Source organism: Gottfriedia sp. NPDC056225, from assembly GCF_042267765.1.
Taxonomy (GTDB): Bacteria; Bacillota; Bacilli; order Bacillales; family Bacillaceae_G; genus Gottfriedia.
The window spans coordinates 83159-95880 of sequence record NZ_JBHJTJ010000015.1 but is presented as its reverse complement, the minus strand read 5'-3'; the positions used below and the strand labels follow the sequence as shown (position 1 = coordinate 95880).

Here is a 12722-nt window from a genome sequence, read left to right as displayed (position 1 = left end):
AAGTAATACTTAATCATAATGTAATAATTCTTTGTTTAAGAAGAGCTTAACTTTAATTTCAAAAATATTAAATTTATTAAATCAATTCAAATATGTACAATAACTAATGTTACTATAAAAAAATTAGGTATTCGGAGGTGGTAGTAGTGTTAGCAAAATTAGTAACTAATCATCCGATAAATAATAATACTGTTATTTTTGTTGAAAATTCGCTTTTCGTGGCGGGTATTCGTACTATATTAGAATTCAATCAAATAAACGCAATTAAATTTAATATAGAAGAAAATGTACTAATTCAAGAAGTTAGTAATTCTGTTCTTATAACGCAGGTTTCAGGCGAAGAAATGGTAAAAGAAGCGAAAAGAATTATGTTACATGATGATTCTACTAAAATAATAACGATAAAAAATACTTTAGACTTTTACGAAATAGATCGTTTACTAAACGTAGGAGTGAAGGGGATTTGTTTAACGGACGTTGACGAAGCGTATTTAGTAAATACTGTTAAGCAAGTTCAAGGTGGACAATTCATGGTAGACAATCGTTTTACAAATGAATTAATAAAAGAATATAGATTCCTTAAAGAGAATTCTATCCATTTTATGCCACCTGATGACAAATATATTAAAGAATTACTTACAAATAGAGAATTCGAAATATTGCACCTTTTAGTAAAAGGATTTTCTAATATCCAAATTGGAAAAGAATTATTTATTTCAAATAAGACTGTTAAAAATCACGTTGCTAATATCTTAATGAAATTAGATGTTCAAGATCGTTTAAATGCAGTAATTAAAGTGATAAAGAATAATTGGATCTCTATTAAGCAGGAAGTAAATTAACTAAAATAGCACTTTATTAAACACGTAGACAACATTAATGAATGCGTGTTTAATAGAGTGCTTTAGTTTTGGAGTAGGCTAAATAAAAATTGAGATAGTAAGTAAAGCTTAATAGTTGGATATTCGTTAATATTTGCGCTGTTATTTACACTAGAAAACAATTCATTAAAAATTAAGTAAAATGACTTTGCAATTTTAATTTCTTCCTCTTGTTTAGATGGCAAAGCGTCTAAAATAAATTAAGAATGATCTCTTAAAACATGCAACCAAAATGAGTGCTCGTAGGTAGCAGTTTGTACAAAATCTGGCATCTATTCCCCCCTGTTAGTTATGCAAGTTAATTATATTAATGATTAAACGAATATAGTATAAAACAAAAAAAGAGAAAACTTTGACAAAACAAAGGTTTTCACTTATTTGTTATTAGTTAGAAATAGTTGAATCCGCTAATAGCTCAAAAGCAGCATGGGTCATTAGTTTTACACCAACTTTTATTGCTTCTTCATCAACCATAAATTTTGGGTGATGCCATCCGTAAGTTATACCCTTTTCTTGATTCCCAGAGCCTAGCCATAAAAAGCAGCCGGGTACTTCTTGTTGATAAAATGAAAAATCTTCTCCGCCCATTGTTGATTCTGCCGTCACAACATTGTCAGTTCCGACTGTTGTAATTGCTGCTTCACGTACTACTTTTGTTACTTTTGAATGGTTGAAGACGGTAGGGAGTAAGATGTCATAATCGATTTCTACTTCTCCTCCAAGTGAATGAACAAGGTTTTGAACTAATGTTTGAAAGCTTGTTTGAATTTGCTTTCGAACTGATTCATTTGAAGTTCGAACGGTACCTTTTAAAATTGCAAATTCGGGAATTACATTATTTGTATTTCCAGCCTGGAATGCCCCAACTGTAATGACAGCTGATTCTTTTGGTGAAATTGTTCGGCTAACTAGTGTTTGTAGAAGGTTGACAACCGCGCTACCAATTACGATCGGATCAATTGCTTTTTCTGGAAGTGCTGCATGACCGCCTTTACCTTTAATCTTAATTGAAAAATCATCTACACTTGCCATTAGGAAGCCTTCTTTTATTCCGATTGTACCAACTGGAAGATCAGGCATATTGTGAAGTCCAACAATTGCTTTTACATCATTAAGCAATCCTTCAGCAATCATTTTCTCTGCACCACCTTCTGCCTCTTCGGCAGGTTGAAAAATTATTCGAACGGTACCAGGAAGTAGATGTTTTAATTCCTGTAAAATGAATCCAACTCCTAGTGCAATTGTAGTGTGAACATCATGCCCACACATATGAGCGACTCCATCAATAACGGAACGAAATGGTAAATTAGCTTCCTCTTGAATTGGTAATGCGTCAATATCTGCTCGGAGTGCAACAATCGGTCCTTCAAGACCAGTTATTTCAGCACATGCTCCAGTTTTACTATTTAAAGATAATTTTTTGATGTTAGCCTTGTCTAATTCTTGATTAATAAAAATCGTTGTTTGGAACTCTTGATTACTTAATTCAGGATACATATGCAAATGTCTACGTATTTCTAATAGTCTTGAAAAATATTTGTCTACTAATGCGTCTATATGTGTTTCTAATTGATTCATCTTAAGATTCTCCTTTTGAACTGAACTCATACCTTTTTGTTTGTTTATGTAATAAATTGTATAATTATTCTACCCTTCATACAATACCTTTTTACTATTTTGTAATTAGATAAGGTGTTTTTTACTATTTTGATATTGTACTCATTGGGTATTTAGAAGTTAACATCTATAAAAAATTTAAGTATATTTATTATTTGTGGATAAGGTGAAATGAGTAAAAATTCATTTTGTAGAACAAGTTTCTCGATGTTCCTGGAAAATAAACTTTCATCCTTTTCTTTTACAAAATTGAAATTCTGTTTTAAGGTATTAGGTATAAAAAAGTAAAGGAGTGAGAGAATTGGTATATGCAGTTGGATTAATGTCAGGTACATCTTTAGATGGAATCGATTCAGCCTTAGTAGAGATCACTGGATATGGATCTGATACAGAGGTTAAATTGATTGATTTTATGACGCTTCCTCTAGAGGAAGCTTTATTAAAAGAGATTGAAGATGCGATTACACTTGTTTCTTCAAATGCCCAGCATTTGTGTAGTTTGAATTTTAAACTTGGCTATGCTTTTGCAGATGCAGTGAAACAAATTTGTAGTAAAAATCAATTTCCACTAAATAAGCTAGATTTTATTGGATCACATGGTCAAACGATTTATCATCAGCCTGAAGTAGAAGCAAATTTTGTACAGTCTACATTGCAGTTAGGTGAATCAGCAGTAATTGCCTATGAAACGAATACGAAGGTTGTTTCTAATTTTCGAGTGATGGATATGGCAGCTGGTGGATATGGAGCACCTTTAGTACCACATTCAGAGTTGTTACTTTATAGGAGTAAAACGAAGACACGCTTATTACAAAATATTGGTGGAATCGGTAATGTAACGATCATTCCAAAGAATGCTACGATTGATGATTTAGTAGCCTTTGATACAGGCCCAGGTAATATGATTATTGATGAAATTTGTAAGCGTTATTTTAATGTGCCATTTGATGCTAGTGGTGAATTGGCTGCTAAGGGGAATGTAAATGAGAGATTACTAGAAAGATGTATGAGTATCCCTTATATATTAGCACCAATACCTAAAACCACAGGCAGAGAGTTATTTGGTACACAGTTTGTTGATGAAATTTTAGTAGAATTTAGTGATGTTTCACCGATTGATTTCATTACTACAATGACGATGTTTACAGCAAAATCAATTGCTGAAAACTACAAAAAGTTTATTTTACCGGATCATCCAATTGATGAAGTCATTGTTGGTGGTGGTGGTAGTCATAATAAAACGCTATTACACATGCTTCAAGAGTTATTAGGTGAACATTCAAAAGTATTAGTCCAAGAGGATATTGGCTTTTCTTCAGATGCAAAAGAGGCAATTGCCTTTGCTATTTTAGCAAATGAAACATTAAATGGTTTACCAAGTAATGTTCCTGGGGCAACAAAGGCAAATCGATTAGTTATTTTAGGAAATATTACACCTAAACCATATTAGGAGGATGAATCGTGAAAAAATTGGGTATCTCAATCTATCCAGAACACTCAACTGTTGAAAAAGATAAGGCTTATATTAAATTAGCTCATCAATATGGTTTTAAACGAATTTTTACTTGTTTATTATCAGTAAACGGTGACAAGGAACAAATTATCAAAGAGTTCAAAGAAATAATTGATTATGCAAATAGTTTAGAGATGGAAGTGCTTGTTGACATTGCACCCCGAGTATTTGGTACTTTAAATATTTCATACAATGATCTATCATTTTTTGCTGAGTTAGGTGCTTACGGTATTAGACTCGATATGGGATTTACTGGGAATGAAGAGTCCATTATGACTTATAATCCTTACGGGTTAAAAATCGAAATTAATATGAGCAATGCTACAAAATATTTAGAGAATATATTAGCTTATAAACCTAACCAGTCAAATTTAATCGGATCTCACAATTTTTATCCACATCGTTACGCAGGTTTAAGCTATTCACATTTTGTAAAATGTAGTGAAGAATTTAAAAAGCATGGAATTCGCACAGCTGCATTTATTAATTCACAAGCTGCAACATATGGTCCATGGCCAGTATCAGAAGGTCTTTGTTCTTTAGAAATGCATCGTAATTTATCGGTTGTAACCCAAGCAAAGCATTTATTTTACTCAGACTTAATTGATGACGTCATTATTGCAAATGCATACGCGTCTGAAGAAGAATTCAAACAGCTTGCAGAACTTAACAATAACGGCAAAGATTTATTTACTTTAACGATTGATCTACATGATTCAATTACAGATTTAGAAAAAAAGATTGTTTTAGATGAATTTCATTTTTATCGAGGGGACGTATCAGATTACCTAATTCGTTCAACGCAATCTCGTGTTAAATACAGAGACGAGGAATTTAAACCAACTTATACACCACAGATTCGTAGAGGAGATATTTTAATCGAAAATGAATTATATGGTCAGTATAAAGGTGAATTGCAAATAGCACTACAGGATATGGAGAATTCAGGGAAAACAAATGTAGTCGGACGCATTGTCGAAGAAGAAATTTTCCTACTAGATTTCTTGCATCCATGGAGTAAATTTCAGTTTAAAGAAAACTAAATAATCAGTATTTCAAAAAGGTGTGAAATTTTTTTTTACGTCTTTTTGAAATTTTATTTCAATTTTTTTCGGAAAATATTGAAATTTATTTTTGGTAGGAATATAATAGCCTCATAGAAAACGATTTCAATTTTTTGAATCTTTTATTTTATCGAAATTAAATTAGGAGGATATAACTATGAAAGTATTATTTGTATGTGCAGGCGGAATGTCTAGTGCAATTGTTGTAAACGCTTTAAAAAAAGAGGGAGAAAAGAACGGATTAAGTCTAGATGTTTTAGCAGTAGGAACGCAAGAGTTTGCTGAAGAAGTTAAGAATGGTTGGGATGTAGCGATGGTTGCACCACAAGTTAGACACCGTTTTGATGGATTTAAAGCTTCATCTGATGAGGCGAATGTACCTTGTGCAGTAATTCCACCTCAAGCATATAGTCCACTTGGAGGGGCAACTTTATTAAAACTAGTTCAAGAATTAGTTAAATAGTTTAGTAATTTAATAAAAAGGGAGAAGAATAAATGGATAAGTTTATTGCATTTTTGGAAAACAATCTATCAACACCAATGGCAAAACTATCTGAACAGAAGCATTTACGCGCGATTCGTGATGGAGTAGTCTCAGCGTTGCCATTTATCATTTTTGGAAGTTTATTCTTAATTATTGCCTTTCCACCAGTTCCTGCAGATTCTGCAGTTGGGGTATGGGCAGCAAAACATGCGGCGGACATTTTAATTCCGTACCGACTTACAATGTACATGATGACCGTTTATATTACCTTTGGAATCGGGTATAGCTTATCTCAAAGTTATAAACTAGATCCACTTTCTGGTGCATTATTAGCTGGCTCCGCGTTTTTATTTACAACTGGGGTTCAAATGATTGATAAAGTAGGTTTTGTGTTACCGATGGCTAACATGGGTGGTCATGGACTTTTCGTTGGTATGATTACATCGATCTTTGCAGTTGAAGTATTACGTTTTTGTAAAACCAAAAATATTACAATTAAAATGCCTGCTTCAGTGCCAAGTTCTGTAGCGCGTTCTTTTGAAGCACTTATACCTGTAACAGTTGTTTTAACAGTAATGACTTTAATTACAGTTGTATTTAAAGTTGATACACATTCTCTTGTAGACAAAGCTGTTGCTCCGCTAATTAGCGCTGGTGATTCACTACCAGGTGTATTAGTACCCGTATTCTTAATTACATTTTTCTGGGCATTTGGTATCCATGGGGTATCGGTAGTAGGTGCAGTTGCACGTCCCGTTTGGGAAGTTTATATAGCTAATAACTCTGCAGCAGTTGCAGCTGGGAAAGTTGGTAGTCAATTACCACATATTGCCCCTGAAACTTTCTTCCAATGGTTTATTTGGATTGGTGGTTCAGGTGCAACACTAGGTCTAGTAATTGCTATGTTAATTGCAGGGAAATCTAGTTACTCAAAAGCTCTTGGAAGAACTACTATTATCCCGAGTATTTTTAACATTAATGAGCCAGTCATTTTCGGTATGCCAATTGTATTAAATCCTGTACTAATTATTCCATTTATGATCGTTCCAATAATTGGTGCTACGGTTGCTTATCTAGCAACTGCAGCTGGATTAGTTAATCCAACTTACGTAACGGTTCCATGGACTTTGCCTGCTCCAATAGGTGCATATTTATCAACAGGTGGAGATTGGAGAGCTATTATTCTAGTAGTAATCAATTTGACTATATCTGTTGTAATCTATTTACCATTCTTTAAAATGTACGATAAAAAATTGTTAGCACAAGAATCGGCTACAATCGAAATCGATAAAGATGTAAAAATGTCTGTATAAATTCATAGTAAAGGGAGTTTGGGATCATAGATTCCAGCTTCCTTTATTTATTACTAAATAAGCAAGAAAGGAAGCTTAACATGAACACTACAAAGAATCTTCATTTTTTTAGTTATAAAGGTGCTTTTGTATTTTTTATATTTATTCTTGCGTTTAATCTTATCTTTAATCCAGTTCTACTATTTATTGGAACGAGCAAAGATCTTGCAGTATTTATTACGAATAGCATAGGTCTGAGTGTAGGACTTACAAGCGTGATTGTATTTATTGAAGGTAAGTTTAAGAATAAGAAACAAGCTTCAATCTTATTTTTTATATTATTAGTTTTCTGCACCGTGACTTGCTATATTGTTGTTTTCAATTCATAAGAAAAAATATGAAATGAAGGTGTATTCAAAATGAATAAAAAAAGCGGAATTAAAATCGTAACAATAGGTGGAGGCTCAAGTTATACTCCAGAATTAGTTGAAGGATTTATAAAAAGATATAATGAACTACCTGTTAGTGAGCTTTGGTTAGTTGATATAGAAGCAGGTAAAGAAAAGCTAGAAATTGTCGGTAATTTGGCTAAACGAATGGTAAAAGAAGCAGGAGTTCCAATGGAAATTCATTTGACTCTTGATCGAAAATTAGCTTTAAAGGATGCTGACTTTGTAACGACCCAAATGCGTGTAGGATTATTAGAAGCAAGAATTAAAGATGAACGTATTCCGCTTCAACTCGGTATGATTGGTCAAGAAACGAATGGTGCAGGTGGTTTATTTAAAGGCTTAAGAACAATTCCTATCTTACTTGAGATTGCAAAAGAAATGCAGCAACTATGCCCAGAAGCTTGGTTGATTAACTTTACAAATCCGGCTGGCATGGTGACAGAGGCTTTGCTTCGTTATAGCAATCATAAAAAAGTAATCGGTGTTTGTAATGTACCAATTAATATGACGATGACAATTGCTAATTTATTAGAAGTGGACAAAAGTCGTGTACATATCGATTTTGCTGGATTAAATCATATGGTTTACGGACTACATGTTTATGTTGATGGAAAAGAAGTGACAAAGCGTGTTTTAGAGCTATTGGCAGATCCAGCTATACAAATGACGATGAAAAATATCGCACCATTACCATGGCAAAAAGAATTTCTTATGTCATTAGGAGTCCTTCCTTGTCCATACCATCGATACTATTACAAAACTAAACATATATTAGATGAAGAATTAGAATCATTCAAAACTGGTACTACTAGAGCAGAAGTTGTTAAGAAATTGGAAGATGACTTATTTGAATTATATAAAGATGAAAACTTAGCAATTAAACCGCCACAGCTTGAAAAACGAGGTGGAGCATATTATAGTGATGCTGCTTGTAGCTTAATTACTTCTATATATAATGACAAAAAGGATATCCAAGTATTAAACGTTCAAAACAATGGTTCAATACAAGGGATTCCAAATGAGTCAGCTGTAGAAGTAAATTGTATTGTTACAAAGCAAGGTCCAATTCCAATTTCAGTCGGTGAATTACCACCTCAAATAAATGGTTTAGTTCAGCAGATTAAATCATTCGAACGAGTTGGGGCAAAAGCAGCCGTTACTGGATCTTATGAGTTGGCTTTACTAGCTTTAACAATTAATCCTTTAGTACCAAGTGATGAAGCTGCAAAGGACGTTTTAGACACATTATTAGATGCTCATAAAGAGTACTTACCATTATTCTTTAAAGATAAATTGGTAGTTCAATAACGATTAAAATAAATAAATAACTAAGGGGATCATGAAGATGAATATGACTAACGAACAAGAAATTTTTGAAATTATATCACACGGTGGAAATGCAAGATCACTAGCTTATGAAGCATTAGAAGCTGCGGAAAAAAATGATTTTGAAACGGCCGATCGTTTAATTGAAGAGTCCCACGAAGAAATCGGTCATGCACATAAAACACAAACGACTTTAATACAAGCTGAATTAAACGGTCAACCATGCGAAAAATCTTTACTGATGATCCATGCACAGGATCATTTAATGACAGCAATGAGCGAGCAAAAGTTAATCGAGCACATCATTCGCTTGCATAAAAAATTAGCTGAAAAATAATAGTTATATAGATAGAGTATAGATAGAGATGGTGGGGGACAGCCTGGTGAAATATATAATTAGTCTTGACGGTGGAGGAACTAAGTCAGAAGCAGTTGCTTATGATTTAGAAGGCAATGTTATTAGCCAAGGTTACTCTGGTTTTAGTAATCTACTAATTAATGAAAAAGATGGAATTAATCACATTATAGAAGCGATTGAAAAATGTTTAGGCACTTTATCAAAGGAAAATTGTCTATTTCTATTTATAGGAATTGCTGGAATTGGTGGAGTTAAAGATCGAAGTCCTTTAGAAAAAGCATTAAATGATGCCTTTCAGATTCCTTTTAAAATTGTAAACGACGCGCAAATTGCCCATGCGGCAATGCTTAATGGGCAAAGCGGTGTATTGACAATTGCCGGTACTGGGTCAATTTGTATTGGAATGCATAAAGAACATACAATTACAGCGGGTGGATGGGGACATCTACTTGGAGATGAAGGAAGCGGTTATTGGATTTGTATGGAAGTTTTTAAAAAAATTACGCAAGAATTTGATGAAGGCATACCGTTAAGTTATTTATCTTTAAAAATGCTAGAAAGATTACAGCTAAAAGAAGCTGATGGACTCAAAAAATATATTTATCATAATATAAAAGCTGAGATTGCATCTCATGTTCCATTCATTGTTGAAATGGCGAATTTGGGTGATCTAATGGCCTTAACAGTACTAGAAAGAGCTGGTCAACATCTTGGAAAAACGACAATCCATGCGATAAAAAAATTAAGCCTTCGAGAAGAGCTTCGAGTTGCTATTAAAGGAAGTATTCTTCAAAGAATACCAGTTGTTCAGAAAACGTTTATTCAAACAATTCATGAGCAATATCCAACAATACTATTCTATACAGAAGATGTTTCCTCGACGTTTGGAGGATATCTTCTAGCGATGAAAGAATTAAATAATTATTAAAAGCAGGAATAGTTTAAGTGCAGGGAGAACTGGAAATGCATTTAATAGAATATCCTTTCCTTCATCCTTAACCCCTGCCCTTTTATTCCTGAACTTAAGGGGTGGTATTGTGTTAGAGGATTTAACAACTGAAATTAGAAATGAGCGTACAAGTAAACTAGATGAGTTAAGTGTTGATGAATTTTTAAAGATAATGAATGAAGAAGATCAAAAAGTAGCATTGGCAGTTAAAGATGAGATCCCGATGATTTCGAAAGTAGTTCAGCTAGTCGTTGAAGCATTTCGAAATGGAGGCCGTTTAATCTATACAGGTGCTGGTACAAGTGGAAGAATTGGACTTTTAGATGCAGTAGAGTGCCCACCTACATTTGGAACTGATCCTAGTGAAGTAGTTGGCTTAATTGCAGGGGGAGAAAGAGCATTTATTAAAGCAGTTGAAGGTGCTGAAGATAGCGAGGAGCTTGGCAAAGAGGACCTTCAAAGTATATCACTTACTAAAAATGATATCGTTATCGGTATTGCTGCATCTGGTAGAACGCCTTATGTAATAGGTGCTTTAAAATATGCTAACGAGATTGGAGCAAAAACCGTCGCTATAGCATGCAATAAAGAATCGAAAATTGGAGAGGTTGCGATACATAAAATTGAAGTAGATAACGGTCCAGAAGTATTAACTGGCTCTACTCGATTAAAAGCGGGGACATCTCAAAAATTAATTTGTAATATGATTTCAACTGCTTCAATGATCGGTATCGGAAAAGTATATAAAAACCTAATGGTAGACTTGCAATTGACGAATATTAAACTAGTAGATCGAGCGAAAAGAATAATTGTAGAAGCAACTGGATGTGATTATGAAACAGCAAGTCATTATTTAGTGAAAGCACATAATCAAACGAAGATAGCAATCGTCATGATTTTAACAGGAATGAATTATGAAGAAGCCATTAAGAGTTTGAAAAAAGCTAGTGGTTTCATTAGCAATGTAGTGAAAAATTAAGTAGAGCGGCAACTAGTAAATCGCTTACTAGCTTGTCGCTTTTCTTTTCGTGGCAAAATTGTATTCAATTTTTATACTATATAATTTATAATTTGTTTAGATTGTATTCATGCGAAAAAGAGTGGAATACAATATTTTTCGGTTTAAAATTTTCATAATTCTTAATTTTATATAAATACAAAGAGAGTTGAGTAGATTAAATGAATGCATTAAACGGCGGTTTAATCATGTTAAAAGAAATGCTATATAAACTTCCTCCATCTGAAAGAAGAGCAGCCAAATATATTATCGAAAATCCAGAAAAATCAATTCAATATACAGTTTTTGAGCTTGCAGAAAAAAGTCAAACAAGTAATTCAGCCATTATTAGATTATGTCGTTCACTAGGCCTAAAAGGGTTTCAGGAGCTAAAGCTACGCATTGCAGGTGATATTATCACGACAACTGAGACAGGTTCAAGAGATATTAATTCAGGAGAATCAACTGCATCCATCGTAAAAAAAATGATGAATAATAATATTCAAGCTATTAAAGATACTAGCGATATTATTAATGTTAGTGATTTAGAAGAAGCTGTACAAGCTCTAACAAAAGCTAGAAATATTTACTTCTTTGGTGTCGGAGGATCAATGGTAGTTGCATTAGACGCCCAGCAAAAGTTTTTACGTATTAAGAAATATACATCTGCATTTACTGATTTACATTCGTTAGCTGTACAAATAGCAAACCACGAAGAAAATGACGTATTAGTTGGAATATCGTTTTCCGGCGAAACATGGGAAGTTCAAAAAGCTCTTCAAATAGCTAAGGAAAATGGTGTAAATACAATTAGTATTACTGGTTTTGGTTCTAATTCAGTTTCGAACCTATCAGATATAAAGTTATTCAATTCTCCACACCGAGAAGCGACATTTCGAAGTGGAGCAACGTCTTCAAGGATGGCTCAACTACACGTAATTGATATTTTATTTATTGCTGTTGCGACACAGGAATACGATCAAACAATTCAGTATATTGACCAAACAAGGACGGCTATTTCATCATTAAAAAAATAAAGATGATAAAAGTAATGAAAGATCGATAATGCTGACGGAAATTTTAAAATATTTGTATCCTCAATTTATTTGAGATATAATACGTTAAACCATTTCTTTACCAGGATCCACGTTAGATAGCCCTTATTCTATTTTGGAATAAGGGTTTTTTGATTTTGCACATTAAGAAAATATAAATTGGAAGGTGGTGAAGGTCAGTCGACGTAGATGCCAATTTTAGGTATAAGTATAAGTGCAACTACCCCTCTGTCTTCGCCTAAGGCTCGCCAATCGGCGAGTTTTCTTTATAAACATAAAAAAGTCAGATTCTACTATGGAGAATCTGACTTTTATTAATTATGCTTTTTTAACGTTAGTTGCTTGTGGACCGCGTTGACCTTGTTCTACTTCAAAAGTAACTGCTTGTCCTTCATCTAATGATTTGAAACCATCAGTTTGAATTGCTGAGAAGTGTACGAATACATCATCACCATTTTCACGCTCGATGAATCCAAAACCTTTTTCTGCATTAAACCATTTTACTTTACCATGTTCCATTAATGTAACCTCCTTGTGCTGCTTATGCACATTGTAATAGTTAAATTTTAACAATTTTATTAAAGATAAGCAAATTTCTCTGAAAAATAATTTATTAATTAATTTTAGCGACTTGTTAAAAGTCCATTTTAAAAGAGCAAAATGAATGAGTTTGATAAAACTTTGAGCATGATATCAAACGGTTCTATTTTCCATTTTTTTTAATGTCTAAAAAA

General features: G+C 33.3%; 13 protein-coding genes. 11 read left to right on the top strand and 2 right to left on the bottom strand.

Annotated features, from left to right (window positions below; all coding sequences use genetic code 11):
* The first annotated feature begins 146 nt into the window (after positions 1–146).
* Positions 147–842, top strand: coding sequence for a helix-turn-helix transcriptional regulator (locus ACFCYN_RS12280; RefSeq protein ID WP_098119322.1), 696 nt, complete (start codon positions 147–149; stop codon positions 840–842).
* 423 nt (positions 843–1265) lie between these two features.
* Here the strand turns inward: ACFCYN_RS12280 and ACFCYN_RS12275 are convergent, their stop codons facing one another.
* Positions 1266–2459, bottom strand: a complete 1194-nt coding sequence (locus tag ACFCYN_RS12275; RefSeq protein WP_216853991.1) for a M20 metallopeptidase family protein — start codon at positions 2457–2459, stop codon at positions 1266–1268.
* A 340-nt stretch (positions 2460–2799) separates the two neighbouring features.
* Between ACFCYN_RS12275 and anmK the strand changes: the two genes are divergently transcribed.
* The 10 genes from anmK (at position 2800) to ACFCYN_RS12225 (ending at position 11970) form a co-directional block, all read left to right on the top strand.
* Complete coding sequence (anmK, locus tag ACFCYN_RS12270) at positions 2800–3948, top strand: anhydro-N-acetylmuramic acid kinase AnmK (protein WP_172447034.1); 1149 nt, start codon at positions 2800–2802, stop codon at positions 3946–3948.
* Positions 3949–3959: 11 nt separating this feature from the next.
* A complete protein-coding gene (locus tag ACFCYN_RS12265) occupies positions 3960–5054 on the top strand; it encodes a DUF871 domain-containing protein (protein ID WP_375949544.1) in 1095 nt (364 codons plus the stop codon).
* A gap of 178 nt (positions 5055–5232) precedes the next feature.
* Complete coding sequence (locus tag ACFCYN_RS12260; RefSeq protein ID WP_098119318.1) at positions 5233–5538, top strand: PTS sugar transporter subunit IIB; 306 nt, start codon at positions 5233–5235, stop codon at positions 5536–5538.
* A gap of 32 nt (positions 5539–5570) precedes the next feature.
* Positions 5571–6872: a PTS sugar transporter subunit IIC gene (locus tag ACFCYN_RS12255; protein WP_172447037.1), complete on the top strand. Its 1302-nt coding sequence runs from the start codon at positions 5571–5573 to the stop codon at positions 6870–6872.
* An 80-nt stretch (positions 6873–6952) separates the two neighbouring features.
* Positions 6953–7240: a hypothetical protein gene (locus tag ACFCYN_RS12250; RefSeq protein WP_172447038.1), complete on the top strand. Its 288-nt coding sequence runs from the start codon at positions 6953–6955 to the stop codon at positions 7238–7240.
* Between the two features lie 30 nt (positions 7241–7270).
* The gene (locus ACFCYN_RS12245; RefSeq protein ID WP_375949541.1) at positions 7271–8611 is read left to right on the top strand and encodes a 6-phospho-beta-glucosidase; all 1341 of its coding nucleotides are present in this window, start codon (positions 7271–7273) and stop codon (positions 8609–8611) included.
* A 37-nt stretch (positions 8612–8648) separates the two neighbouring features.
* Positions 8649–8966 carry a PTS lactose/cellobiose transporter subunit IIA gene (locus ACFCYN_RS12240; protein WP_172447040.1) on the top strand — a complete coding sequence of 106 codons (318 nt, stop codon included), beginning with the start codon at positions 8649–8651 and terminating at the stop codon, positions 8964–8966.
* 46 nt (positions 8967–9012) lie between these two features.
* Positions 9013–9915, top strand: coding sequence for an N-acetylglucosamine kinase (locus ACFCYN_RS12235; RefSeq protein ID WP_375949539.1), 903 nt, complete (start codon positions 9013–9015; stop codon positions 9913–9915).
* Positions 9916–10024: 109 nt separating this feature from the next.
* Positions 10025–10915, top strand: a complete 891-nt coding sequence (gene murQ / locus ACFCYN_RS12230) for an N-acetylmuramic acid 6-phosphate etherase (RefSeq protein WP_375949537.1) — start codon at positions 10025–10027, stop codon at positions 10913–10915.
* Positions 10916–11115: 200 nt separating this feature from the next.
* Positions 11116–11970, top strand: a complete 855-nt coding sequence (locus tag ACFCYN_RS12225) for a MurR/RpiR family transcriptional regulator (RefSeq protein WP_375949535.1) — start codon at positions 11116–11118, stop codon at positions 11968–11970.
* 336 nt (positions 11971–12306) lie between these two features.
* On the opposite strand, the gene ACFCYN_RS12220 is transcribed toward ACFCYN_RS12225, so the two are convergent.
* Positions 12307–12507: a cold-shock protein gene (locus ACFCYN_RS12220; RefSeq protein WP_069032402.1), complete on the bottom strand. Its 201-nt coding sequence runs from the start codon at positions 12505–12507 to the stop codon at positions 12307–12309.
* Positions 12508–12722: the final 215 nt, after the last annotated feature.